This window comes from Bradyrhizobium sp. BR14999 (assembly GCF_056106085.1).
Genome location: NZ_CM148536.1, coordinates 5,798,172 through 5,823,955 on the forward strand (window position 1 = coordinate 5,798,172; position 25,784 = coordinate 5,823,955).

Below are 25,784 nucleotides of genomic sequence, written 5' to 3' on the forward strand. Positions count from 1 at the left end.
GAGTAACATGAGCCCCGGATCATTTCGGGGACGCCGCATGATGAACCGCAGGACCATGCTCGCCGCGGCGCTTGCGGGCGCCATCGCGCCGGCAGCACGCGCCTTCGCGGATGGTGGCATGAGCCGGATCTCGGCCTATGCCTTCTCCTTCCCCGCATTGTCCGGCGGCGACATCCGCCTCGCCGCGTACACCGGCAAACCGCTGCTGGTGGTGAACACCGCCTCGCTCTGTGGCTACACCCCGCAATATGCCGGCCTGCAAGAACTCTGGGGCGAGTTTCGCGAGCGCGGGCTTACCGTGATCGGCGTGCCCTCCAACGATTTCGGTGGCCAGGAGCCCGGCGGCGCCAGCGAAATCTCCGACACGGCGCACCACCAATACGGCGTTACCTTCCCGGTGACGGCCAAGGCCGTGGTGGTCGGCGCGAAGGCGCATCCATTCTACAAATGGGCTGCCGACGCGCGGCCGAGGGAGGTTCCGAAGTGGAACTTCCACAAATATCTGATCAGCCGTGACGGCTACATCGCCGAGGTCTTTCCGTCCGCGGTGGCGCCGACCGATACCCGGGTCAAAACGGCCATTGCCAAGGCGCTGGCCGACAGTTGATGCGAGTTGCGCCCATCCGGTTGGGCACAATTGTGGCAGGGCACCAAACAGCCGTTGCAATGGCGAGGGCCCACCATCTAGGCTAGGATCGTTTGGGGCAGGACGGTTTTTGTCGCAGGCGAAAAGCTGCGGCGGAACAACGGGATCAATCTCGAGGACAACACCATGCGCGTGGCGGCAGGACTGATTTTGGCAAGCGCGATGTCTTTGGCCATGACGGGTGCGGCATGGTCGCAGACCGCGGCAAAACCCGCAGCAAGCACACAAGCCGCACCAGCGGCGGCACCGGCCGCTTCAGCGCCGGCGACTGCGCCGGCGGCCGCTCCCGCAGTGGCTGCCGCACCAGCGGGCTTCGTCAACCCGCCGCCACCGAAACAGGCGCCGCAGCCGGCGCGCGCAGCCTGCAACACGCCGGGCGCGCTCGGCGTCGCCCGCACCGTCGAGATCGACACCACCGGCGGCCCTGGCTTCGGCTTCGAGCATTTCAAGGAGCTCGACTTCCTGCGCGACCACGAAGTGGTACTGACCTTCGACGATGGCCCCTGGCCCAAGAACACGCCCGCGGTGCTGAAGGCGCTCGCCGACGAGTGCACCACCGGCATCTTCTTCTCCATCGGCAAGCACGCGACCTACGAGCCGGAGATCCTGAAGCAGGTCTATGCGGCCGGTCATACGATCGGCGCGCACACCTGGTCGCACGCCAACCTCAACAACAAGAAGCTCACGGAAGCGCAGCGCAAGGATGAGATCGAGAAGGGCTTCAGCGCCGTGAAATGGGCGCTCGGCGGCATCTCGCCGTCGCCGTTCTTCCGCTTCCCGGCGCTTCAGCATCCGCCGGAGATGGTCACCTATCTCGGCAACCGCAACATCGGGATCTTCTCCTGCGACATCGACTCCTTCGACTTCAAGGCCTCCAAGCCTGAGAAGGTGATCGAGACCGTGATGAAGAAGCTCGAGACCAAGGGCAAGGGCATCATCCTGATGCACGACTTTCAGAAGCACACCGCCGAAGCCCTGCCCGAATTGCTCAAGCGCCTGAAGGCCGGCGGCTACAAGGTGGTGGCGATGCGCGCAAAATTCCCGGCGTCGACGCTGCCCGAATACGACCAGGAGCTGCTCAAGGACATCAAGCTGCCGACGGTGAGCCAGCGCCCGGTCAATTCCGTTGTGACGACCGTTTCCGAATAGAAGGCAATTGTCTTTCCGGTTCGAAGGCTACGTCATCGTCTCGGCGGACGGCATGCTCGCCGACGCGGCGCACGTCATGCCGGACAGTCTGAAGTTCGACGGCGACAAGCTGTTCTTCGAGCAGGCGCTCGATCGCGCCGCGCTGATCGTGCACGGCCGCAACTCGCACGAGCACCAGCCGAATTCGCCGAAGCGCAAGCGGCTGATCCTGACCCGCAAGATCAAGGCGTTGACCGTCGACCCTGAAATGCCGAACGCGACATTGTGGAATCCGGATCACGCGCGCTTCGAAGAGGCTTGCGCCTTTGCCGACGTCGCCTCCGGCATGGTCGCCGTCATCGGCGGCCCCGTGGTGTTCGACATGTTCATGGACCGCTACGACACGTTCTGGCTGTCGGAGGCGCCGCACGTGCGACTGCCCGGCGGCGAAGGCTGTTTTGTCGGCGTGCCCAGGCGGACCCCGCACCAGGTGCTCGCCTCGCACGGGATGAAGCCAGGGGCGCCGTACCTGCTCGACGCGGCGCATGAGGTCACTGTGACCCCGTGGCGCAGGACGTAGACGCTACACGTCGCCGTAGGCCGCTTCGGCCGGACGTGTGGTGCGGCCGTAGCCGATGATCATGCACAGCGCGCCGATGATCGACAGGTTCTTCAGCGCGTCGACCACCATCTTGGCGTTGTCGGGCGGCGCCTGGTTCCAGAAGTCATCGAACAGCACGGTCGCGACCGCGACGTAGATGATCAGCAGCATCGCGAAGAATCGTGCGCCGAAATTCAGAGCGATCATCAGTCCGGCGATGATCTCGAGCCCGCCGACGGCGATCGCCAAGAGTTGCGGCGTGGTCATGGCAGTCGCCGTCTCGAGCTGCTTGGCGTAAGGCGCGACGACGTCGGGCACCACGAGTTTGGTGGCGATGAAGTCGGCGGTCGCCTGGATGGCAAAGAGCTTGGTCGCGCCCGTGTAGATGAACAGCACGGCAAACAGAATTCGCCCGAAAGTCACGAACGCTGGCATGATCGGCCTCTTGGCTCAGGCTTTTTGAAATCGGCGTCTTGACGCGAGTGCCGGGCGATTATGAAGAGTCGTGCGACGGTTTACAAACGGGGAAATCGCAAACCGTTTTGAAAAGATTGAAGCGCGGATGCGCCGGAGGTCTGCTCCCTCGCCCCGCTTGCGGGGAGAGGGTTGGGGTGAGGGGGAGCCTCTGCGGGGACGGTGAGAGTTGGACTCGCGGAGAGTCCCCCTCACCCGGATCGCATCTGTCGATGCGATCCGGCCTCTCCCCGCAAGCGGGGAGAGGCGAAGAGATCGCGCCTCAGGTAAACAACGTCGGCTGCTGCCGCGCTGCCCGTTCCTGCGCCTCCACGACTGCAACAGCCGTCATGTTGAGGATGCCGCGCGCGGTCACCGAGGGCGTCAGGATGTGCGCCGGACGCGCCGGGCCGACCAGGATCGGGCCGACGGGGAGCGCGTCCGCCAGCGACTTGATCATCTGATAGGCGACGTTGGCGGTGTCGAGGGTCGGCATGATCAGGATGTTGGCCTCGCCCTCCAGCTTGGAGTGCGGCAGCACCATTTTCCGCGCAGCAGCTGAGAGTGCGGTGTCACCCTGCATCTCGCCGTCGGCCTCGATCTCCGGATGCCTTTCCTTCAGGAGCTGGGTGGCCCGGCGCATCTTGCGCGAGGAGTCCGTGTCGTAGCTGCCGAAATCCGAATGCGAGACGAAGGCGATCTTCGGCTTGATGTTGAAGCGCTGCACATGGACTGCCGCGAGCGACGCGATCTCGGCGAGCTCTTCCGCGCTCGGATTGGGCCGCACCTGCGTGTCCGCGATGAAAAAGGCGCCCTTGCTGGTGATCAGCAGGGCTAACGCAGCATAATCGCTGATACCGGCTGAGAAGCCGATGATCTCGCGGACATGGCGCAGATGGCTCATATACCGCCCCTCGACGCCGCACAGCATGGCATCCGCCTCCCCGCGCACCACGGCAAGCGCCGCGATGACCGTGTTGTTGGTGCGCACCACCGTGCGCGCCGCATCGGGCGTCGCGCCGCGGCGGCCGGCGACCTCGACATAGGTCTGCACATAGGAACGGTAGCGTGGATCGTCCTCGGGATTGACGAGGTCGAAATCCTTGCCCGCCTTGATCGAGAGGCCGAAGCGCTTGATGCGCGCCTCCACCACCGAGGGGCGGCCGACCAGGATCGGCGTCGCCAGCTTCTCCTCCAGCACCACCTGCGTCGCGCGCAGCACGCGCTCGTCCTCGCCTTCGGCGTAAATCACGCGGACCGGCTGGGTCTTGGCCTTGGCGAACATCGGCTTCATGACGAGGCCGGAGCGGAAGGCAAAGCGCTCGAGCAGCGCGCGATACTCGTCGAAATTGGTAATGGGGCGCGTCGCGACGCCGGATTCCATCGCCGCCTTGGCAACGGCCGGCGCGATGCGCAGGATCAGGCGAGGATCGAACGGACTCGGGATCAACGAGCCGGGCCCGAAGCCACCCGCCTCACCGGTGTCGAGGCTGCCTTGGGAGACTGCATCCGACGGTGCCTCGCGCGCGAGCTGCGCGATCGCCTCGACGGCGGCATGCTTCATCTCCTCGTTGATAGCGCTGGCGCCGACATCGAGCGCGCCACGGAAGATGAAGGGGAAGCACAGGACGTTGTTGACCTGGTTCGGATAGTCGGAGCGGCCGGTGCAGATCATGGCGTCGGGGCGCACCTTGCGCGCTTCCTCCGGCATGATCTCCGGTATGGGATTGGCGAGCGCCATGATCAGCGGCTTGTCGGCCATCGCCTTGGCCATCTCAGGCTTGAGCACGCCGGGCGCGGACAGGCCGATGAAGATGTCGGCGTCGCCGATGACGTCGGCGAGCGTGCGCTTGTCGGTCTTCTGCGCATAGACCGCCTTCCAGCGGTCCATGGAGGTGTTGCGGCCCTCGTGCACGAGGCCGTCGATGTCGCAAACCCAGATGTTCTTGCGCTGCGCGCCCATCGACACCAGCAGGTTCAGCGTCGCAAGTGCCGCGGCCCCTGCCCCCGACGCCACGATCTTGACCTCGGACAGTTTCTTGCCGTTGAGCCTGAGGCCGTTGGTGATGGCGGCGGCGACGATGATGGCGGTGCCGTGCTGGTCGTCGTGGAAGACCGGGATCTTCATGCGCTCCTTCAAGCGCGCCTCGATCTCGAAGCACTCCGGTCCACGGATGTCTTCCAGGTTGATGCCGCCAAAGGTCGGCTCGAGCGCCGCCACGGTTTCGACCACGCGGTCGATGGTGTCGGCGGCGATCTCGATGTCGAACACGTCGATGCCGGCGAATTTCTTGAACAGGACCGCCTTACCCTCCATCACCGGCTTGGAGGCCAGCGGGCCGATATTGCCGAGGCCGAGCACGGCGGTGCCGTTCGAGACCACGGCGACCAGATTGGCGCGGGTGGTGAGCGAGGCGGCCTCGGCGGGATTCTTGGCGATCTCGGTGCAGGCGGCCGCGACGCCCGGCGAATAGGCCAGCGCGAGGTCGCGCTGGTTGGCAAGCGGCTTGCTTGCCTGGATCTCCAGCTTTCCGGGCCGCGGCAGACGGTGATAGGCGAGCGCCGCCTGGTGGAGATCATCAGAATAGGACGACATGCGGTGTCTCGCCTCGCGTTACCGGCCTCAAAATGCCTGATCCGGAGCGGCCGCCCGCGCGGACGGGTATTTCCGGGCCATGGAAACGGGATGAAGCACGGCAGGCGCCCCGGTGGCAACATCCGATTGCGACCCCATCAACAGGACACGTGGTCAAATACTTGAAAACCATAGCTTTCCCTGGACCGCATAGCGTTTCGCGAATATGCCAGGTTGCACGGTGCAAAACGAGCAACTGGAGCAAGGGAATGAAGCGAATCCTGATCGGCCTGATCGTGGCAGCCGTGCTCGGAGCGGGCGGATGGTTCGGCTTCAACCTCTACGCCAAGCATCGCGCCACCGCCGAGGTTGAGGCCGCGTTCGAAAGGATCCGTTCGAGCGGCGGCAAGGCGAGCCATGGCAAGATCACGTTCGAGCTTGCGACGCGGACGCTGACGATCGAGGACATCGCTGTCGAGCCCGGCCAGCCGCAGTTCGCCAACGTCAGGGTCGCAAAGGTCACGGCGGTCGGTGTACGCCAGCCAGACGAGGTCCATTTCTCGGCCGACAGCGTTGAAGTGTCGGGGGTCGAGGTCGCCTTCACGTCCAACGAGCGGGTGAAGCTGAAAGCGAACTACAAGATCCCACAGATCAGCGCGCGCGACTTTTCCGGTCCGACACGTGCAGCAGGCGCGCCGCTGTCCGGGTCGATCATCGACATGTACCGCTTCCTGCTTGCGCAATACGCGACTGTCTCGACGTCCTCGATCACGGCGCCGACCGTCGCGGTCAACGTCGATGCGGGCAACGGCAATGCCGGCAGCGGAGATTATGTCTATTCGGGTCTGTCGATCCAGAACGTCAACCACGGCAAGATCGAAACGGCGAAGACGGACCGCGTCGCCTACACGATCGACCTGGCTCAGCCGGGCAAGCCCGCAAAGATGAGCGGCGAGCTGTCCGGCCTGGCGATCTACGATTTCGACGCGACCGCTGTGAGGGCCGCGCTCGAGCAGCAAGGGTCGAGCGACGACAGTTTCCACAGGATCTATCGACGCATCTCGGTGAACTCATACGTGGTGACGACAGCACCGGGCGTGCGCGTGCAGATCGACGGCATCAGCTTCGACGACATTGCGATCCGGCCCTCGAAATTCCGCCCGGCCGAAATCATCGCGCTGGTGCCGGCTGACGGCTCGATCCCGACGCCGGCGCAGTCGCGCGACATGATCGAGAAGGTGGCCGACTTCTTCGAGGGATTTCAGATCGGCAAGGCCGAAATCGGCAAGCAAACGGTCGAGACACCGCAAGGGACGGGACGGCTCAATGCCGTCAAATACGATCAAGACAAAATAGCGCTGGAAGGCCTCGACATGCCGATGCCGCAGGGGCAGCTCAAGATCGAGCGCTTCACGCTGAAGTCCTTCAGTGCGGCAAATCTGATGCGCTGGGCGGCAAGCCTCAGAACGCCCGGACAGCCACCCTCGCCCGATCAGATGCTGGGCCTGTTCCGGGTGCTCGAAGGCGCCGAGATCAAGGGCGTGGTCTCGCCCTACAAGAATACGCGGCAGCTCGTCACCATCGACACCATCAGCCTGAACTGGGGCCAGCTGATAGGATCGATCCCGAGCAAGGCCAGCCTGGTCGTGAAAATGGTCACCCCCACCGATCCCGCCAACCCGGCGCAGCGGCCGCTGGTCATGGCGGGCGTCGACAAGCTCGCGATCGACCTCGATCTCGGCGCCGCCTGGACGGAGTCGTCAGGTGCATTTGCGCTCGCGCCCGCCACCATCGATCTTGGCAATCTCGCCCGGGCACAGGCCCGCCTCGCACTCGCCAACGTGCCGCGCACGATGTTCACCGCCGATCCGGTGCAGGCCATGAGCCAGGCCGGCCAGATCGAGACCGGCGCGATCGAGTTCTCCTTGCGCGACGGCGGCGTCGTCGATCTCGTCGTGGCGCAGTTCTCGCGCATGCAGGATGTCAGCCGCGACGCCGCGCGCAGCGCCATCGTCGAGATGATCCGGGCGCAAGGCGAGAAGATCGCGGCGTCCAATGCCGACGTTAGAATGGCCGTCGATGCGCTCGCCGGCTTCGTCGAGACCTCCGGGCAGACGCTGACCGTCAAGCTGACGCCCCGCGCCAAGGTGCCGCTGATGCAATTGATGCAGCTCTCGCAAAGCGACCCGGAGAGCGCGCTGGCGCAGTTCAGGATCGAGGCGTCGACAGGGTTGTAGGGCTTATCGCTGCGAATGAGATGACAGCTGACCTGGCGAAAATCCCTTCCCGTCATTGCGAGCGAAGCGAAGCACTCCAGGCTGCCTCCGCGGAAAGATTCTGGATTGCTTCGCTTCGCTCGCAATGACGGGTGGAGAGAGCGGATCCAAGATCAGCAGATCGAATCGCGGAGAGTCCCCTCTCACCCGCCTCGCATCTTCGGTGCGACGCGGCCTCTCCCCGCGTGCGGGGAGAGGCGAGCCACTCACTTCTGCGGCAGGTTCACCCGCACGTGCAGCTCGCGGAGCTGCTTGGTGGTGGCTTCCGACGGCGCGCCCATCAGGAGGTCCATGGCCTGCTGGTTCATCGGGAACAGCGAGATCTCGCGCAAATTCGTGGTGCCGCACAGGAGCATCACGATGCGGTCGACACCCGCGGCCATGCCGCCATGCGGCGGCGCGCCGTACTGGAAGGCGCGGTACATGCCGCCGAAGCGGTCGACCACTTCCTGCTCGCCATAGCCGGCAATCTCGAACGCCTTCACCATCGCTTCCGGCACGTGGTTGCGGATGCCGCCCGAGGCGATCTCGTAGCCGTTGCAGGTGATGTCGTACTGGAACGCCTTGATGGTCAGCGGATCCTGGCCCTTCAGCGCTTCCAGGCCGCCCTGCGGCATCGAGAACGGGTTGTGCGAGAAATCGACCTTCTTGTCGTCCTCGTTGTACTCGTACATCGGGAAGTCGACGACCCAGGCGAGCTCGAACCGCTCCTTGTCGGTGAGGTTCAACTCCTCGCCGACCTTGTTGCGGGCCAAACCGGAGAACTTCCAGAACTTGTCGGGATCGCCGGCGACGAAGAAGGCGGCATCGCCCTCCTTCACGCCGAGCTGCGCGCGGATCGCGGCAGTGCGCTCAGGACCGATGTTGTTCGCGAGCGGACCGGCACCCTCGCCGCCCTCACGCCACATGATGTAGCCGAGGCCGGGCTGGCCCTCTCCTTGCGCCCACGAGTTCATGCGGTCGCAAAAGGCACGGCTGCCGCCGCCCGGCGCCGGGATCGCCCAGACCTGGTTCTTGGGATCTTCGAGCATGCGCGCGAACACCTTGAAACCGGAGCCGCGGAAATGCTCGGAGACGTCCTGCATCTCGATGGGATTGCGCAGGTCCGGCTTGTCGCTGCCGTATTTGCGCAGTGCCTCGGCGAAGGGAATCCGGCGCCAGCCCTTCGTCACCGGCTTTCCTCTCGCGAACTCCTCGAACACGCCGGTGATGACAGGCTCCATCGCCGCGAAGACGTCTTCCTGCGTGACAAAGCTCATCTCGACGTCAAGCTGATAGAACTCGCCGGGCAGACGGTCGGCGCGCGGATCCTCGTCGCGGAAGCACGGCGCGATCTGGAAGTAGCGATCAAAGCCGCTCATCATCAAGAGCTGCTTGTACTGCTGCGGTGCCTGCGGCAGCGCGTAGAATTTGCCGGGATGGATGCGCGAGGGCACCAGGAAATCGCGCGCGCCTTCCGGCGAGGACGCGGTCAGGATCGGGGTGTTGAACTCGAAGAAGCCCTGCCCCTCCATGCGCCTGCGCATCGACTTGATAATTTCAATGCGGGTCATGATGTTCTGATGCAGCTTCTCACGGCGCAGATCGAGGAAGCGGTACTTCAGGCGGATGTCCTCGGGATATTCCTGGTCGCCGAACACCGGCAGCGGCAGGTCGCCGGCCGGACCCAAGACTTCGATCTCGCTGATGTAGACCTCGACCTTGCCGGTCGGCAGATCGTCATTGTCGGTGCCTTCTGGGCGGCGGCGGGCCTTGCCGTCCATCCGCACCACGAATTCCGAGCGCAGCTTCTCGGCCAGCGAGAATGCCGGCGAGTCCGGGTCGACCACGCACTGGGTCAGGCCGTAATGGTCGCGCAGGTCGATGAACAGCACGCCGCCATGGTCGCGAACGCGATGGACCCAGCCCGAGAGGCGGACCGTCTCGCCGATGTTGCTCTCACGGAGCGCGCCGCATGTATGTGACCGGTAGCGATGCATGGTCGTCCCAAAATCAATGTCGGAGGAAGCGAATCGGACGGCCTGTAACGGCCGGTCCGAAGTTTCGGCAGGGTTTACCCGACGAGACCCTAGGCGGCAACCAAGGGAACGCGCTGTTTTGGGCCAGAACCGCCCATTTTCAGGGGCCGAGCCTTTGCCATCAGGCGTTCCAGCCCTATCTTGAGGCCATGACGGTCCATTTCCCCTTCCAGAACTCCTATTCGGCGCTGCCGGACAGCTTCTTCGCCCGCGTCGCGCCGACCCCTGTGGCGGCGCCCCGGCTGATCAAGCTGAACCGGCCGCTGGCGGTCCAGCTCGGACTCGATCCGGATGCGCTGGAGACCCCGGAAGGCGCCGAAATCCTGGCCGGCAAGGCGGTTCCCGTCGGCGCCGATCCCATCGCCATGGCCTATGCCGGCCACCAGTTCGGGCATTTCGTGCCCCAGCTTGGCGACGGCCGCGCCATCCTGCTCGGCGAGGTCATCGATAAAGACGGCGTCCGCCGCGACATCCAGCTCAAGGGAAGCGGACCCACCCCGTTCTCCCGCCGCGGCGACGGCCGCGCCGCGCTCGGGCCGGTCCTGCGCGAATACATCGTCAGCGAAGCGATGTTCGCGCTGGGCATCCCGACCACGCGCTCGCTCGCCGCCGTCGTCACCGGCGAGCACGTCATCCGCGAGACCGCGCTACCCGGCGCGGTGCTGACGCGCATCGCCTCCAGCCATATCCGCGTCGGCACCTTCCAGTTCTTTGCCGTCCGCCGCGACACCGAGGCGATCCGCCGGCTCGCCGACCACGTGATCACCCGCCATTATCCCGAGCTGCTGCATGTCGAGCGGCCCTATCACGCCCTGCTCGCGAGCGTCGTCGCGCGCCAGGCCGATCTCGTCGCTCGCTGGCTCCTGGTCGGCTTCATCCATGGTGTGATGAACACCGACAACACGTCCATCTCCGGCGAGACCATCGATTACGGCCCCTGCGCCTTCATGGATGCCTATAACCCCGTGCAGGTGTTCTCCTCGATCGATGAGATGGGCCGCTACGCCTATGCCAACCAGCCGCGCATCGGCTTGTGGAATCTGACCCGGCTCGCCGAATGCCTGCTGCCGCTGTTCTCCGACGACCAGGAGAAGGCGGTGGCCGAAGCCCAGGACATTCTCGGCGCGTTCGCCGAGACCTTTAGTGCGGCCTATCAGGCCGGCCTGCGCAAGAAGGTCGGCCTGTTCACGGAGCGCGACGGCGACGACGCCCTGATCCAGGACCTGCTCGATGCCATGGCCAAGAACCAGGCCGACTTCACCCTCACCTTCCGCAAGCTCGGCGACGCCACAGGCGATGAGTCCGGCAACGCCGAGGTCCGCGCGCAGTTCATGGATCCCTCGGCGTTCGACGACTGGGCCAAGCGCTGGCGCGAGCGCATTGCCCTGGAGCCGCAGACCGCGGCCGAACGGCAAGCCGCCATGCACGCCGTCAACCCGATGTTTATCCCGCGCAACCACCGCGTCGAGGCCGTGATCCAGGCCGCCGTCAACGACGACGACTATGCTCCGTTCGAGGAATTGGTGAAGGTGCTGGCCAAGCCGTACGAGGTCCAGCCGGACTATGCGGCCTACGCCGATCCGCCGCTGCCGGATCAGCGGGTGTTGCAGACGTTTTGTGGGACGTGAGAAATGCCGTTCGACGGGTAGAGCGCAGCGCACCCATCTTCCTCGGCGCCTCAACCATCCCTGCACTCGCGATGCTGATGGATTTGCCTGCGCTCGTCCGACACTGCGCACTGCGATAGGCTCGATGCCGCAACGCGAGACGACCCCGTTGACCACACTCGCCGTTCTGCCCGACAATTTGCCGCGTCGGCAACCACTGTCATCAAACTGAAACAGTCTCACTCTAACCGGCTGGCGGGCCGTCTTGCCGGAGGCGACCGTCCTCCCAGAGACCTGACACGCGCGCCATGCCCTTCAAATTCATCCACCTCACCGACACGCATCTCGCGAATCCCGGGCTGAAGCTCTATGGCCTCGACCCGCGCGCCCGCCTCGATGCCGCGATCGCCGACATCAACAAGCATCAGTCCGACGCGGCTTTCGCGGTCGTGACCGGCGACCTCACCCATTGGGGCGAGCCTGACTCCTACGCCAATTTCGCAGACGCGATGGCCGCGCTGAAGATGCCTTACATCGCCATGGTCGGCAATCACGACAAGCGCGTGGCCTGCCTCGATGGCCTTCGGGCCGCACCGCGCGATCAGAACGGCTTCGTGCAGGGCACGCGCACCACCGAGCACGGCCTGTTCGTCTTCCTCGACACGCTGGACGAGACCAGCCACGCCGGCGAGATGTGCAACAAGCGCCTCGGCTGGCTCGAAAGCACGCTGGCCGCAGCGCCCGCTGATATGCCCTTCGTCGTATTCATGCATCATCCGCCCTTCCCGGTCGGCGTGCTCGCGATGGACGAGATCGCGCTGAAGCAGCGCGGGGAATTCGCCGAGGTGATCGCGCCCTATCGCAGCCGCATCCGCCACCTCTTCTTCGGCCATGTGCACCGGCCGATCTTCGGCAGCTACGGCAAGATCCCGTTCTCGACGCTGCGCGGCACCAACCACCAGGTCTGGTTCGAGCTCAATGCCAATGCGCCGCATCTGGCGAGCCACGAACCGCCGGCCTATGGCGTGGTGCTGATCGACGATGAGAACCTGGTCGTGCACAGCCACGACTTCCTCGACACCAGTCTGCGCTTCCCCTTCGACCCGCCTGCGGGAATGGACGGCCGCGACTATGCGCTCAAGTTTGCGGCGCGGTGAGATGAGCCTCGCCGAACCCGCGGCTCTCCCGGTCGCGACCTCGGCGGCACCGCGCCTGCACGTCCTGAAGCGCTTCGCCGCCGGCTTCAAGGCATCGCTACCGGCCTATCTGCTGCTGCTGCCCTCGCTGATCTTCCTCGCGCTGTTCACCTATGGCGCGATGGGGCGCGTGTTCATCGATGCGCTCTATCAGCGCACGACGCCGAAAGCGCCCGTCCGCTTCGTCGGCCTCGACAATATCAGCGCGGTGCTTGCCGACCCCGCCTTCACCGGCGCGGTCGTTAACAATCTGATCTATGCTGTCGGCACGGCGATCCCGAGCATCGGCCTCGCGCTCTTGTTCGCGCTGGCGCTCGCGCGCACCAACGCGGTGACCAGCGCACTTCGCGCCGCGCTGTTCCTGCCGGTGCTGATCCCGATGGTGGCAGCATCCGCGCTGTTCCTGTTCATCTTCCTGCCCAATGTCGGCCTGCTCGACTACTACATCGGCCGGCTGCTTCCGGTGCTGCCGAACTGGCTGGGTGACCCCGACATCGCGCTGTCGGCGATCATGGTGATCACGATCTGGAAGAACGCCGGCTACTACATGCTGTTCTTCCTCGCCGGCCTGCAGGCGGTGCCGGAGGACGTCATGGAGGCCGCCCATCTCGATGGCGCCGGTCCGTTCCAGCGCCTGCGCTACATCATCCTGCCGGAGCTTAAGCCCACCTTCCTGTTCGTCACCGTGATCGCGACGCTCAATGCGGTGACGCAAGTCGACCACGTCTTCGTCCTGACCCAGGGTGGCCCGTCCAACTCGACCAATCTCGTACTGTTCTACATCTACCAGCAGGCGGTCGAGCATTACGACGTCGGCAAGGCCTCCGCGGCGACACTGCTGACGCTGGCCGCGCTGATGGGCCTCACCGCGCTTTCGTTCCGCACGCTGGCGAACCGCGAGGGCGGGCCATGAAGCTGATCGATGCGCTTTGGAAGGACGCCCCGCTCGCCACGCGCGGCGAGATCACGCCAAAGCTCGGCTTCGTGCTGACCGTGCTGCTCGCGCTGGTCTGGTTGATTCCGTTCCTCTGGATGGGCGTGGCGACCCTGCGCCCGGCTTCCGACGGCATCAATCTGATGGCCGAGCTGATGCCGAGCCTGAAGCCGACGCTCGACAACATCAGGGATGCCTGGGAGATCGGCGACTTCCCGCGCTACACCCTCAATACCACCATCATCTGCACCGGCATTCTGCTGGTGCAGTTCGTCACGATCACGCTGGCGGGCTTTGCCTTTGCGCGGCTCGCCTTCGCCGGCAAGACGCTGATCTTCTACCTGTTCCTGATGCAGCTGATGCTGGTGCCGGTGCTGCTGATCGTGCCCAATTTGAGCCTGATCGCGCAGCTCGGCCTCTACGACACGCTCACCGGCGTGATGATGCCATTCTTTGCCTCGGCCTTCGGCACCTTCCTGATGCGGCAAGCGTTCGAGGCCATTCCGACCGAGCTGGAGGACGCCGCGCTGATCGACGGCGCGGGTCTGTTTCAGCGCATCCGCCACATCTACGTGCCGCTGTCGCTGCCGAGCTTTTCGGCCTTCGCCATCATCTCCGTGACCAGCCATTGGAATGACTTCCTGTGGCCGCTGATGGTGATCAACTCGCCGGACAAGCGGCCGCTCACGGTCGGGCTCTCCGTCTTCACCAAGACGGCCGAGGGCACCCAGGCCTGGGGCACCATCGCCGCAGGCACGCTCATGGTGATCGCACCGCTGCTCGTCACCTTCCTGATCTTCCAGAAGCGCTTCATCAGCTCTTTCGTCACCTCAGGCATCAAATAGGAGATTTTCCGATGCTGCTATCCCGCAGGCTCATGCTCGGCCTTGCCATTGCAGGCACGATGGCCGGCGCCCTCGCCTTTCCGGCTCTCGCCGGCGAAGGCCCGACCGAGATCGATTTGTTCTTCCCCGTTCCCGTCGACGGCAAGCTCGCCCGCGACATGGGGACCTTGATCAAGGAGTTCAACGAGACCCATCCCGAGGTCAAGGCAACCGCCGTCTACACCGGCTCCTATGACGACACGCTGATCAAGACGCGCGCCGCGATCAAGGCCGGCAAGCCGCCGTCAGCCGTGATCATGTCGGCCAACTTCCTGCTCGACATGCAGATCGAGAACGAGCTCACCAATCTGGATTCTCTGATCGCCGCCGACGGCACCACCAAGGAAAAGTTCTTAGGCCAGTTCTTCCCGGCGCTGCAGGGCAACGCAGTGATCAACCGCTCGGTCTATGGCGTGCCCTTCCACAATTCGACGCCGCTGCTCTACATCAACGCCGACAAGGCCAAGGAAGCGGGCCTTGATCCGAGCAAGCCGCCGCAGACCTGGGCCGAGCTCACCGACTGGGCCAAGAAGCTCACCAGGCGCGAGGGCGACAAGGTCACCCAATGGGGCATTGCGATCCCCTGCGCCTACGACTATTGCGGCTGGATGATGGAAACGCTCACCATGTCCAATGGCGGGCGCTACTACAACGAGGAGTTCGGCGGCGAGGTCTATTACGACACGCCCTCGATGCTCGGCGCGCTCTCCTGGTGGAACGACCTCATCGCCAAGCACAAGGTGCATCCGCCCGGCGCCACCCCTGGCCCCGCCGTCAGCACCTCCTTCATCTCCGGCAACGCCGCGATGATGATGCTGTCCACGGGCTCGCTCACCTATGTGCGCGACAACGCCAAATTCAACTACAAGGTCGCCTTCATCCCGCGCAACGTCCGCAACGCGGTGCCGATCGGCGGCGCCTCGCTGATCATTCCGGCTGGCCTCGAGGCCGACAAGCAGAAGGCCGCCTGGACCCTGATCAAGTGGATGACCTCGCCCGAGAAGAGCGCCTGGTGGAGCCGCGCCACCGGCTATTTCGCGCCCAACATGGCCGCCTACAAGACACCCGACATGGTCGACTTCCTGAACAAGAACCCGGATGCCAAAACCGCCGTCGAGCAGCTCGACGTCGCAAAGCCCTGGTTTGCGACCTATAAAACTGTCCCGGTGCGCAAGAACCTCGAGGACGAGGTGATGCTGGTCCTCAACGGCAAGAAGCAACCGAAGGAAGCCCTCGCCGCCGCTCAGAAGGCCGCCGACGAGACGCTCAAGCCCTACAACGCGGAGACGTCGCTGAAACTGCCGTAAGGACTGCTGCCACGTCAAACGAACATCGGCGCTCCGTCTCATGCGGGGCGCCGAATTCGTTTGGACCGCCCCTGCCCGTTAACCTGCCGTCCACCATCCGGCTGCCCGCACCGCCGGTAACCATTGGAATTAACAGACCCTCAACGCACTCCCGACAAATCTACCAATGTTTCTGGAGATTTCGCCGTGGATCTGTTGGTTTTCGAGTTCCTGGGACTGGCTCTCGTCGCCATGTGCGTGCTCGTGGTGGCGCTGCCCTGCGCCCGGAAATCCTCGCAGCGGGTCCGCTATGAATAGGATTTTTGTCGGAAAAATGCGATTTCGACCCAAATGCAAGGCTTGAATTCGCATCGAGCCCCTTGACATCACTGCACTTTCGGCAGAACGGCTGATGATCTCGTCATGGGCCGTTCATGGATTTGATTACCACCACTGCTGACCTCGCGGCTGCCTGCAGCCGGCTGGCCAAGCACCCCGTCATAACCGTCGATACCGAGTTCCTGCGCGAAACCACCTATTACCCGCTGTTGTGCGTGGTGCAGATGGCCAGCGCCGAGGAAGCCGTCGTCATCGACGCCCTGGCCGAGGGCATCGACCTCAAGCCGTTCTTCGAGCTGATGGGCAACGAGGGCGTGCTGAAGGTCTTCCACGCCGCCCGCCAGGACATCGAGATCATCTGGCACCAGGCCGGCATCATCCCGCATCCGGTGTTCGACACCCAGGTCGCGGCCATGGTGCTCGGCTATGGCGACAGCATCGCCTATGACCAGCTGGTCGAGAAGGTCACCGGTCACCGCCCGGACAAGACTCACCGCTTCACCGACTGGTCGCGCCGGCCGCTCACCAAGGAGCAGATGCACTACGCGGTGTCAGACGTCACCCACTTGCGCGACGTGTTCGCAGCGCTTGACGCCGACCTGAAGAAGCGCCGCCGCAGCGAATGGGTCTCCATCGAGATGGAGGTTTTGACCTCGCCCAGGACCTACGACTTCCACCCCGAGCGCGCCTGGGAGCGGCTGAAGACCCGGGTGCGCAAGCCGAAGGACCTCGCGGTACTGATGGAGGTCGCGGCCTGGCGCGAGCAGGAGGCGCAGAGCCGTGACGTGCCGCGCGGCCGCGTGCTGCGCGATGAAGCCATCAGCGACATCGCAACGCATGCGCCGACCACGCTTGAGAAGCTCGCCCATCTGCGCTCGGTGCCGAAGGGGTTTGAGAAATCCAAATGGGGCGCGGACATCGTCGCCGCGGTCGAGCGCGGGCTGGCGCGGGATTTCTCGACGCTGCCGAAGCTGGAGAAGCCGCGCAACAACTCCAATGGCGCCGCCATCGTCGAGCTGTTGAAGGTGCTGCTGCGCATGACCGCGGAGCGCCATGCGGTCGCCAGCAAGGTGATCGCCACCGTCGACCATCTCGAGGAGATTGCAGCCAGTGACGAGGCCGACGTGCCGGCCCTGCGCGGCTGGCGCCGCGAGCTGTTCGGCGATGCCGCGCTGAAGCTGAAGCGCGGCGAGCTGGCGCTGGCGATCGAGAAGGGCCGCGTGGTCGGGGTGCAGCGGGCGTAGGCGGCCCAAGTGCCTCCCCAATGTCGTCCTGGCGAAAGCCAGGACCCATTACCCCTGGGCGAAGATTCGCCATTCGGCACTTCTACGAATCCCGATCGATAGATCACGCGGTATGGGTCCTGGCTTTCGCCAGGACGACACCGGCGTATGTGGCTGGCTGCTTCGGCCACACTGACAACTCGATCCTACCCCGGCGTCAGCTTCGCCACTTCCCCCTTCATGTCCTCCAGCACACCCGAGATCGCCGCGACCAGCTCGTCGATCTGGGCCTTGGTGGCGATCAGCGGCGGGCAGATGGCGATGGCATCGAGCATGTTGCGGGAGATCACGCCGCGCTCCTGCAGCATGCGGCTGGCGATGCCGCCGACGGCGCCGGGCGTAGCGGCTGCCGTCTTGCGCCCCTTGTCGAGCACGAGCTCGAGAGCGGCGATCATGCCGACGCCGCGGACCTCGCCGACCAGCGGATGACTGGCGAGCTCGCGCAGCTTGCCTTGCATATAGCTCCCCAGTTCGGCGGCATGCGCGACCAGACCGCGCTCCTCAATGATCTTCAAATTCTCCAGCGCAATCGCCGAGCCGACGGGATGTCCGCCCGCGGTGAAGCCGTGGCCGAGCACGCCGATCTTGTTGCTCTCGTCCGCGATCGGCTCGAACACGCGATCGTTCAGCATGATCGCCGACAGCGGAAAATAGCTCGAAGTGATCTGCTTGGAGACCACCATCGCGTCCGGTTTGATGCCATAGGTCTCGCAGCCGAACATCTTGCCGGTGCGGCCGAAGCCGCAGATCACCTCGTCGGCGACCAGCAGGATGTCGTACTTTTTCAAGACCTTCTGGATCTTGTCCCAATAGGTCGCCGGCGGAACGATGACACCGCCCGCACCCATTACCGGCTCGCCGAAGAAGGCCGCGATCGTATCCGGGCCCTCCTTCTGGATCAGCGCGTCGAGCTCCTCGGCCCGGCGCGTCGCGAACGCCTCCTCGCTCTCGCCCGGCGCGCCGTCCTTGTAGAAATGCGGCGAGCCCGTGTGCAGGATGTTCGGCAGCGGCAGGTCGAACGAGCGGTGATTGTTCGGCAGGCCCGTGAGGCTGGCCGAGGCGATGGTGACGCCGTGATAGGCGCGCAGGCGGCTGATCACCTTCTTGCGCTGGGGCTGGCCGAGCGCGTTGGAGCGATAGGCGATCAGCTTCAGGACTGTATCGTTCGCTTCTGAGCCGGAATTGGTGAAGAACACCTTGCTCATCGGCACCGGCGCGAGTGCGACCAGCTTCTCGGCGAGGTCGATCGAGGGCCCGTGCGATTTGGCCGAGAACGTGTGATAGAACGGCAGCGCCTGCATCTGCTTGTGCGCGGCGTCGACCAGACGCTTCTCGTTGAAGCCGAGCCCGACGCTCCACAGGCCTGCCATCGCCTCGAAATAGCGCTTGCCCGCAGCATCGAACACGTAGGGACCCTCGCCGCGCTCGATCACGAGGGGACCGGCCTGCTGATGGGTGCGCGCGTTGGTGTAGGGATGGAGCTGATAGGCCACATCCCGGGCCTCTTGCGAATTCGGCAGCATGGTCATTTGCAGGGATCCCTAAAGTCGTGACGTCGCCGGCACACAGCCAGCGTCATCACTTGATGATCAAGCCACTTGGCTATTGCGATGGGACAAAGCTTGCAACGCCAATTCGTCGGCAGCAAGCGCTCAGCAGCGTTGCACAAAGCCGCATATCGGGATGGGACGGCTCTCAGGCCGCGTCGTCGTCATCCCCATCGTCAGCGGCGGCGGCCTCCCTCACCTCAACGAGCGCCATCGAGAGCAGATAGACCGTCGTGGGCAAACCGACGCGGCGCGCCGTCTCCACGGCACGCGACAAATCGCTTGCCAGCTCCTTGAGCTGTTCTCCCCGTGACAATGTCTCGACCCCCACCCGCCGATCGCGGCCGCCTACACCGCAACGGCGCCGCTGGTTCTGATCAGTTCGGCGCTGGAATGGATCGTAGCAAAATTCCCGATGACATTCACTACTGCTCGCTTGTAGGCAGCGGCATCACCCGTGCCCGGCTGCCGGCAGGCCACGGCGTCAGCGACCACCTCGTAGCGATGGCTGCGGTGAAACCCGTCCACGGCGGTGGCCAGGATGGTCTCGTCCAGGGAAAACCCGGCCAGCACGCAGCGCACATTGTGGATATTGGACATGTAGTCCACAAACCGCGACGAGCTGTAGGCCGACGGCAGCGGATGCTCAAACGTCATTTCTCCCGGACGCGGCTTCGCCTCCGCGATCCAATCGGTCAGCCTGGATGCCGGATTGAACCAGGCCGCCTGCGCGATGCGCTTCAAATGCATCACCGGCCAGAGATTGCTGCGCCACAGCGTCAGCAGTCCCAGGCAGCGCTCGGTGGCGGCATCGCCGTCGAGGATGACGTGGCGGCGCCCAGGGGTCAGATATTCGACCTGGAGGTCCGCGCAGACCAGGATCGGCGGATCATCGTGGATGGAAACCGGCATTATCTTGCGCGCAGTTGCACCTGTTTCAGCGATCGGCGAGCGCGAGATCCCGCAGCGGCGAGGTCACCGCCCGCCCCGCCGAGGCGTCGAGTACGCCCGGCCGGTCCCAATCGCCTTCGGGCCGGATGATCACATAGGGATCGCTGTCCAGCGTGATGGCGTCCGGCCCCGGCTCGATCTCCAGCAGCATCTCCGTGTAGGAGAAATCCGAGAAGGTGATCTTGCGGTTGTGGCCTAGCGGCTTGGCACCGAAATGGGCCCAGAAATCGACCAGCCGGTCCTGCGCCTGGCCGTAGATCTTGCGGAAGCCCTTGCGCTTCACATAATCGACGCTCGCCTGCACCAGCTTGAACGAGACGCGCGAGCGCCGGTACTGGTGGCGCACCGCAAGCCGCTCCACCTTGGCGAAATCGCCGAAGAAACGCACCCGCAGGCAGCCCGCGGGCTCGTTGCCGACGAAGCCGATGAAATGCGCGGCGACCATGTCGTTGCCGTCGAACTCCTCCTCGAACGGACAATCCTGCTCGGCGAGATAGACCGCAGAGCGGATCGCGGTGACCAACATCAGATCGCTGGGATCGCGCGCAAGGCGGATGGTGATGGCGCGGGAGTCGGGCTTGGCGAGAGGAATTCTAGTACCGTGCATCTGCAAAACTCCTTGCTTGGATGATCGCATCCGGCATGCGCATCGGCTGGCGATGCCAGGGGCGCTCGTAGCACCAGAGGTCGGGTTGGAAGCTTGGGACAGGCACAAAGCCGGTCGCCTTCATGATGTCGCGTCCGGCCACGGTTGACGGCTGCGCATAGCAATCGGCGCCGCGAAACCTTAGCTGTCGCAGATGAGCCGCGGCCTTGCCGAGACCCGCGATACCGCGCCCCGTCGTCGCGATCGCCCAGATGTAGATGGCCGCAACGTCGTCTTTCGCGGACGCGAGATAGCGCGTCTTGGGCGCGGTGAGGCAGATCTCGTCGAGCAGCAGCGCATCGTGCCCGCGATCGTTGAGGAACAGGAAGGCCATGCCGCCGAGCAGACGGCCCTTCCGGCTGAAAGTCAGGATGCTCTGAGGATCGAAGGTGAAATATCTTGCAAGCTCTGCTGAACCGATCTGCACGCCCGGCACCAGGCGATGCGCCATTTCCGAAAGCGCGGCGATTTCGGAAAATTGCGCGCAACGAACGTCCACGTCCGGGCTCAGCGGCAGCGCGTCGAAATCATGCCTTGCGGCAAACGAGCCTCTTTCCATACCGAGATCGCCCCTCTATCGTTTGCGGCTTTCGTACCCCGCTATGAGGACGAGCTTAGCGGTTGGGGACCAAGAGTATGCAGCAGTTATTGCACCGGGGTGCTGCGATGATGCAGCACCGTGAAGAAGTCCTGGGTGCGTCCTGGGACGATTTGAAGCTGTTTTTAGCATGCGCAAAATATAAAAGTTTTCGCAACGCGGCCGAAGAGCTCGGCCTCACCTCCACCACCTTGATGCGCCGGATCGACCGGCTCGAAGAGAGTATCGGCTGCAAGCTGTTCCTGCGCGACCAGAGCGGGCTCACGCTCAGCGACGAAGGCACCGCGATGATCGCCGACGTCGCGCATATGGAGCGTCACGCCTTCAACGTCTTCCGTCGCGCCTCGCGTTCGTCGAACGACACCGCGGGCACCGTGCGCGTCGCGGTGACGGAGGGGCCCGGCAATTTCTGGATCCTGCCGCGGCTGATCGATTTCCAGAAGACCTATCGAAGGATCACCGTCGATCTGCGCTGCGCGATGGAGCAGGCCGACGTCGCGCGGCTTGAATCCGACATCGCGATCCAGCTCGAGCCACCGACCAATCCGGATCTGATCGTCGCCAAGCTGGGCCGGCTGCACATCTATCCATTCGTCTCCAAGGAGTACGAGGACCTCTACGGCGTGCCGGCAACGCTCGCCGACCTCAAGAACCACCGCATCATCAAGCAGAGCGCGCCGCAGGTCGATGACGGCGCCTACGCCCGCGTGCTCGGGCTGAAGTCGCTGGAAGGCGTCGTCGGGATCAAAACCAACTCCTCGGTCGGCGTGCTCTATGCCGTCGAGCGCGGCGCCGGCATCGGCTTCCTGCCGACGGTGTCGATCGCGCTCGGTGCGCCGCTCGTTGCCGTCGATCTCGGCGTCAGCCACCACGCCGATCTCTGGCTCACCTATCACAAGGAGTTTCGCACCTCCGAGCGGCACAAGATCGTGGTCGACTGGCTGAAAAAGATCTTCGATCCCAAGACCTATCCCTGCTTCCGCGACGAGTTCATCCATCCGAACGCGTTGGTGCCGATGATGACGGCCGCGCGCGAGGGTTTTGGGCTGACGGGCTATGCCGCGGCAACGCCGGCGTAAGTTTCAGCTCACCATTTATATTCGAAGCCGACCGTGCCCTGGTGCGAGGTGAGCTCGTTGCGGAACTTGCCGTCGTAATTGATGTAGAGCCGCGCGACGCTGGTCAGGCTGAGCGAGGCCGAGGCGCCGGCATCCATGCCGTAGCGGCTCTCGCCGATGCCGGGGACGACGATGCTCTGGGTCCCCAGGCTGACCTGGACCGATCCGAGGTCCTGGTGGAAATTGTCGACGAACTTGCCGTAGGCGGACAGGTCGAGGATTTTCTGGTCGATGATGAAGTAGCGGCCGATCTCGGCCCCGATCATGACGCGCGCGCGCGACAGCGCCGTCGCGCCGACGTTGAGCGGATCGAGGCCACCGGCCTCCTGGAACGCCGCGCTGGTGGCGCGCACATATTCGAGCGCGCCCTTGGGCACGATGCGCATCTGGTCCTTGGTCCAGTAATAGCTGATCTCGGTCAGCGCACCATCGACCGCGGCGCGATACCCCGCGCTCGCAAGGCCGAAGCCGGTGTCGCGGCTGGAACGGACCTTGCCGAAACCGTGCACCACCGCAAAGGCCCAGGTCCAGGGCCCCTTGTCGATGGAGCCGTTGAGGCCGACCTGGGTCAGGTCGAGTGTCGCCGACTGGAGCGCCAGCGGCACGTCGATGTCGGTGTGGCTCTGGTCGACCGAAAAGCCGATATTGACACCCGGTGCGAGCCGCGCGCCGATGCCGGCGACACCGCCAAAGGTCTTGCGCTTGTCGCCGAGAAAGTCGCCTTGCGCATCGGTGCGGACCGAGATGCCGTAACCCTCGAACCAGGTGCGGTAGCGCGGATCTTCGGTGCTCGCCGATGCGCCGCCGCCGCCGGGATTGGTGCGGGATGCCCGGTTGATGCCGCTCGATGCCTGATTGCCGAGGCGCTCCAGGAAACCTGAGCCGAGATTGAGCGTGCTGTTGCCGGCCGACTGGTCGTAATTGGTCGAGGTCGGCATCGGAACCGGGGTCGGCGACGGCGTCGGTGTCGGGGTCGGCGTGGGCGTCGGCGTCGGACTTTGCGCGAGGACGGGCGTCGCCGCCGACACCGTCACGATGAGCGCAAACGTCATAAGGGCAAAGGTCGTGGCGACCGCTGCCGCGACGCGGCGGATGCGGCTCAGCCCGACAGTCTGCCGTGTCCCTGGTGGCTGCGCGGTGCAGCGCATGACGACAAATCCCAAAGCAAATGGCGGCGCGCAAAAATGCAACAGGAGCGGCGCACGCATAAGCTGATTTGCGCCGAACTGTTACGGAGGGTCAACCAGCTGACACCTCCTGACGAGGGGGATTGCTCCTGATTGTGGTTCCCGGGCCACAGGTCGAAAATTGCACTCGAGCGTGTCCGGTGCGATCTTGAAATTCGCACCCTGCTTGCTAACGCGCGCTTTTCATGTTGCAATATTGGCCACAATCGGAATTGGCCGCTCGGCTGTGCGTTTCGCGACATTAAGACTCAAGACTCGAACAGACTTCCGGAAGCCCGTTTGTGGCGTGGCACGCGAAAAGCGGCCGCGTCTTTTTTCTATCTAGTGGAGGAGATTAGCGATGCCGCAAAAGGGCACCGTCAAATGGTTCAACCCGACCAAGGGCTATGGGTTCATCAAGCCGAACGGCGGCGACAAGGACGTGTTCGTCCACATCTCCGCCGTCGAGCGCGCCGGACTCTCGACCCTCAACGAGAACCAGGTGGTTGAATACGACCTCGTGGAGAACCGCGGCAAATCATCCGCGGAGAACCTCAAGGTCTCCTGATTTCTCTCAAAGCTACGCGCGAGAGATCATGACGTTGCCCCCGGCTCTGCCGGGGGATTTTGTTTGGGAAGTCGAAAAGCGACGTCGCTTCAGCTCACCACCGGCGCAACCAAAAAATTCTCCGACGCAGAGCTGCCCGCCGTTCTGCACACCTCGCCGTCGATCCGGACCCTGCCGGCCGCGAGCAGCCGCAGCGCCTCGGGATAGATGCGGTGCTCGACTTCGAGGATGCGCTCCGAGAGCGTGTCCGACGTATCGTTGTCGCTGACGGGAACCGCGCCCTGCATCACGATCGGTCCGGCATCGGTCTCGGGGATCACGAAGTGGACCGTCGCGCCGGACAGCTTGACGCCGGCACGCAAGGCCTGGCCGTGCGGGTCGAGACCGGGGAAGGATGGCAGCAGCGAGGGATGGATGTTGAGCATCCGCCCGTACCAAGCCTGGGTGAACTCCGCCGTGAACAGGCGCATGAAGCCGCCCAGACAAATCAGCTCGATGCCGTGCCGGTCGAGCGCGGCCTGCAGCACCTTCTCAAAACCTGCGCGGTCCTTGCCGAACGGCTTGCTCTCGATCACCTCGGTTGTCACGCCGCTCGCCCTGGCCCGTTCGAGCCCCAGTGCATCGGCCTTGTTCGAGATGACCAGCGAAATCTCTGCCGGAAAATCCGCGGCAGCCGCTGCCTTGATCAGCGCAGCCATGTTGGAGCCGCGGCCGGAGATCAGGATGGCGACGCGGCGCTTCATCACAGCGCCAGGTCGAGGTGGCCGTTATAGACGACGCGGTGCTCGCCTTCGGCCGGGATCACGGTGCCGAGCTGCGCCACGGTCTCGCCGGCATCGGTGAAGACCTTGACCACCTTGTCGACCTGGTCAGGCTCAACGATCGCGATCATGCCGATACCGCAATTGAAGGTGCGCAGCATTTCCAGCTCGGCGATGCCGGCCTGCGCGGCCAGCCATTTGAACACCGGCAGCACCGGCAGCTGTGCAAGGTCGATGCCGACGCCGAGGTGCTTCGGCAGCACGCGCGGAATGTTGTCGGTGAAACCGCCGCCGGTGATGTGGGCGAGCCCCTTCACCGCGCCGGTCTCGCGGATCGCACGCAGGCAGGATTTGACGTAGAGCCGCGTCGGCGTCAGCAGCGCGCCGCCCAGCGTCATCACGGGCGCGAAAGGCGCCTGCGCCTCGAAGCCGAGACCGGATTGTTCCACGATCTTGCGCACCAGCGAGAAGCCGTTGGAATGCACGCCCGACGAGGCGAGCCCGATCACGGCGTCGCCCGCCGCGATGTCCTTGCGCGGCAGCAGCGTGCCGCGCTCGGCGGCGCCGACGGCAAAGCCGCCGAGATCATAATCGCCGTCCTTGTAGAGGCCGGGCATCTCGGCCGTTTCGCCGCCGATCAGGGCGCAGCCGGATTCGCGGCAGCCCTCCGCAACGCCAGCGACGATCGCGGCGGTGGCCTCCGGATCGAGCTTGCCGCAGGCAAAATAGTCCAGGAAGAACAGTGGCTCGGCGCCCTGGACCACGAGGTCGTTGACGCTCATGGCGACGAGGTCGATGCCGATGCCGCCATGCAGGCCGGTCTCGATCGCGATCTTGACCTTGGTGCCGACGCCGTCGGTCGCAGCAACCAGGACGGGGTCCTTGAAACCGGCCGCCTTGAGGTCGAACAGGCCGCCGAAACCGCCGATCTCGGCGTCGGCGCCCGGCCGTGCGGTGGCGCGCACCATCGGCTTGATCAGGTCGACGAGGCGGTTGCCGGCGTCGATATCGACGCCTGAATCGGCGTAAGTGAGGCCGTTTTTGCGGTCGGTCATGCCCGATTTCCAGTGGGTTTGCGGCTGGTTACGTCGAATTCCGGGGACGCGCAATGGCTCGCATGGCGCCCGGCCCTATACTATGTAGATATCAACCGGTTCAGCCTCCGAGGGGGCCGGATCTGAGGTCAATCCGGGTGCCGGGAAG

The 25,784-nt window shown here is 64.5% G+C and carries 23 protein-coding genes; 12 read left to right on the top strand and 11 right to left on the bottom strand.

All coding sequences use genetic code 11. From position 1 onward, the window contains the following. Window positions 1-37 precede the first annotated feature (37 nt). From ACR9YP_RS27190 to ACR9YP_RS27200, 3 genes are all read left to right on the top strand, one after another. The gene (locus tag ACR9YP_RS27190; RefSeq protein ID WP_438108791.1) at window positions 38-607 is read left to right on the top strand and encodes a glutathione peroxidase; all 570 of its coding nucleotides are present in this window, start codon (window positions 38-40) and stop codon (window positions 605-607) included. A gap of 165 nt (window positions 608-772) precedes the next feature. After that, the gene (locus ACR9YP_RS27195) at window positions 773-1,795 is read left to right on the top strand and encodes a polysaccharide deacetylase family protein (protein ID WP_370985386.1); all 1,023 of its coding nucleotides are present in this window, start codon (window positions 773-775) and stop codon (window positions 1,793-1,795) included. A gap of 7 nt (window positions 1,796-1,802) precedes the next feature. After that, window positions 1,803-2,354, top strand: a complete 552-nt coding sequence (locus tag ACR9YP_RS27200; RefSeq protein ID WP_438108793.1) for a dihydrofolate reductase family protein — start codon at window positions 1,803-1,805, stop codon at window positions 2,352-2,354. A 3-nt stretch (window positions 2,355-2,357) separates the two neighbouring features. On the opposite strand, the gene ACR9YP_RS27205 is transcribed toward ACR9YP_RS27200, so the two are convergent. After that, the gene (locus tag ACR9YP_RS27205) at window positions 2,358-2,810 is read right to left on the bottom strand and encodes a DoxX family protein (protein ID WP_438108795.1); all 453 of its coding nucleotides are present in this window, start codon (window positions 2,808-2,810) and stop codon (window positions 2,358-2,360) included. A gap of 301 nt (window positions 2,811-3,111) precedes the next feature. Then, on the bottom strand, window positions 3,112-5,424 hold the full coding sequence (locus ACR9YP_RS27210; RefSeq protein WP_438108797.1) for an NADP-dependent malic enzyme: 2,313 nt from the start codon (window positions 5,422-5,424) through the stop codon (window positions 3,112-3,114). Window positions 5,425-5,672: 248 nt separating this feature from the next. On the opposite strand from ACR9YP_RS27210, the gene ACR9YP_RS27215 reads away from it, so the two are divergent. Next, window positions 5,673-7,640, top strand: coding sequence for a hypothetical protein (locus ACR9YP_RS27215; protein WP_474217593.1), 1,968 nt, complete (start codon window positions 5,673-5,675; stop codon window positions 7,638-7,640). Between the two features lie 245 nt (window positions 7,641-7,885). On the opposite strand, the gene aspS is transcribed toward ACR9YP_RS27215, so the two are convergent. Further along, window positions 7,886-9,658, bottom strand: coding sequence for an aspartate--tRNA ligase (gene aspS / locus ACR9YP_RS27220; protein ID WP_128941888.1), 1,773 nt, complete (start codon window positions 9,656-9,658; stop codon window positions 7,886-7,888). Window positions 9,659-9,846: 188 nt separating this feature from the next. Here aspS and ACR9YP_RS27225 point away from each other — a divergent pair, with 188 nt between their 5' ends. The 6 genes from ACR9YP_RS27225 to rnd all read left to right on the top strand — a co-directional run bounded on the left by ACR9YP_RS27225 (window position 9,847) and on the right by rnd (window position 17,187). After that, a complete protein-coding gene (locus ACR9YP_RS27225; protein WP_474217594.1) occupies window positions 9,847-11,325 on the top strand; it encodes a protein adenylyltransferase SelO in 1,479 nt (492 codons plus the stop codon). 287 nt (window positions 11,326-11,612) lie between these two features. Then, a complete protein-coding gene (locus tag ACR9YP_RS27230; protein ID WP_474217595.1) occupies window positions 11,613-12,461 on the top strand; it encodes a phosphodiesterase in 849 nt (282 codons plus the stop codon). A 1-nt stretch (window position 12,462) separates the two neighbouring features. Further along, window positions 12,463-13,413, top strand: coding sequence for a carbohydrate ABC transporter permease (locus ACR9YP_RS27235; protein ID WP_474217596.1), 951 nt, complete (start codon window positions 12,463-12,465; stop codon window positions 13,411-13,413). Next, the gene (locus ACR9YP_RS27240; RefSeq protein ID WP_438108806.1) at window positions 13,410-14,279 is read left to right on the top strand and encodes a carbohydrate ABC transporter permease; all 870 of its coding nucleotides are present in this window, start codon (window positions 13,410-13,412) and stop codon (window positions 14,277-14,279) included. The genes ACR9YP_RS27235 and ACR9YP_RS27240 overlap by 4 nt, the downstream gene beginning before the upstream one ends. Window positions 14,280-14,290: 11 nt before the next feature. Continuing rightward, complete coding sequence (locus ACR9YP_RS27245; RefSeq protein WP_474217597.1) at window positions 14,291-15,625, top strand: ABC transporter substrate-binding protein; 1,335 nt, start codon at window positions 14,291-14,293, stop codon at window positions 15,623-15,625. Window positions 15,626-16,038: 413 nt separating this feature from the next. Continuing rightward, window positions 16,039-17,187 (top strand): ribonuclease D, encoded by a 1,149-nt coding sequence (rnd, locus tag ACR9YP_RS27250; protein WP_091892896.1) that lies wholly within the window; start codon window positions 16,039-16,041, stop codon window positions 17,185-17,187. Between the two features lie 185 nt (window positions 17,188-17,372). On the opposite strand, the gene ACR9YP_RS27255 is transcribed toward rnd, so the two are convergent. The 5 genes from ACR9YP_RS27255 to ACR9YP_RS27275 all read right to left on the bottom strand — a co-directional run bounded on the left by ACR9YP_RS27255 (window position 17,373) and on the right by ACR9YP_RS27275 (window position 20,929). Continuing rightward, complete coding sequence (locus ACR9YP_RS27255; protein ID WP_370985398.1) at window positions 17,373-18,755, bottom strand: aspartate aminotransferase family protein; 1,383 nt, start codon at window positions 18,753-18,755, stop codon at window positions 17,373-17,375. Between the two features lie 166 nt (window positions 18,756-18,921). After that, window positions 18,922-19,104, bottom strand: coding sequence for a hypothetical protein (locus tag ACR9YP_RS27260; RefSeq protein ID WP_128941882.1), 183 nt, complete (start codon window positions 19,102-19,104; stop codon window positions 18,922-18,924). 17 nt (window positions 19,105-19,121) lie between these two features. Then, entirely contained in the window at window positions 19,122-19,685 is a 564-nt protein-coding gene (locus ACR9YP_RS27265; RefSeq protein ID WP_370985399.1) for a cysteine hydrolase family protein, read from the bottom strand. A gap of 25 nt (window positions 19,686-19,710) precedes the next feature. Continuing rightward, complete coding sequence (locus ACR9YP_RS27270; protein ID WP_091892890.1) at window positions 19,711-20,331, bottom strand: GNAT family N-acetyltransferase; 621 nt, start codon at window positions 20,329-20,331, stop codon at window positions 19,711-19,713. Continuing rightward, window positions 20,318-20,929: a hypothetical protein gene (locus ACR9YP_RS27275; protein ID WP_474217598.1), complete on the bottom strand. Its 612-nt coding sequence runs from the start codon at window positions 20,927-20,929 to the stop codon at window positions 20,318-20,320. The genes ACR9YP_RS27270 and ACR9YP_RS27275 overlap by 14 nt, the downstream gene beginning before the upstream one ends. 77 nt (window positions 20,930-21,006) lie before the next feature. Between ACR9YP_RS27275 and ACR9YP_RS27280 the strand changes: the two genes are divergently transcribed. Next, window positions 21,007-22,047, top strand: coding sequence for a LysR family transcriptional regulator (locus ACR9YP_RS27280; protein ID WP_091892886.1), 1,041 nt, complete (start codon window positions 21,007-21,009; stop codon window positions 22,045-22,047). Window positions 22,048-22,055: 8 nt separating this feature from the next. On the opposite strand, the gene ACR9YP_RS27285 is transcribed toward ACR9YP_RS27280, so the two are convergent. Beyond that, window positions 22,056-23,234, bottom strand: coding sequence for an autotransporter outer membrane beta-barrel domain-containing protein (locus tag ACR9YP_RS27285; RefSeq protein ID WP_438108809.1), 1,179 nt, complete (start codon window positions 23,232-23,234; stop codon window positions 22,056-22,058). Between the two features lie 379 nt (window positions 23,235-23,613). On the opposite strand from ACR9YP_RS27285, the gene ACR9YP_RS27290 reads away from it, so the two are divergent. Continuing rightward, a complete protein-coding gene (locus tag ACR9YP_RS27290) occupies window positions 23,614-23,820 on the top strand; it encodes a cold-shock protein (protein ID WP_008551638.1) in 207 nt (68 codons plus the stop codon). 89 nt (window positions 23,821-23,909) lie between these two features. Here ACR9YP_RS27290 and purN read toward each other — a convergent pair whose 3' ends face one another. Together purN and purM are read right to left on the bottom strand one after the other, a co-directional pair. Continuing rightward, a complete protein-coding gene (gene purN / locus ACR9YP_RS27295; protein WP_438108811.1) occupies window positions 23,910-24,563 on the bottom strand; it encodes a phosphoribosylglycinamide formyltransferase in 654 nt (217 codons plus the stop codon). Further along, the gene (purM, locus tag ACR9YP_RS27300) at window positions 24,563-25,636 is read right to left on the bottom strand and encodes a phosphoribosylformylglycinamidine cyclo-ligase (RefSeq protein ID WP_091892880.1); all 1,074 of its coding nucleotides are present in this window, start codon (window positions 25,634-25,636) and stop codon (window positions 24,563-24,565) included. Before purM ends, purN begins: the two co-directional genes overlap by 1 nt. Window positions 25,637-25,784: the final 148 nt, after the last annotated feature.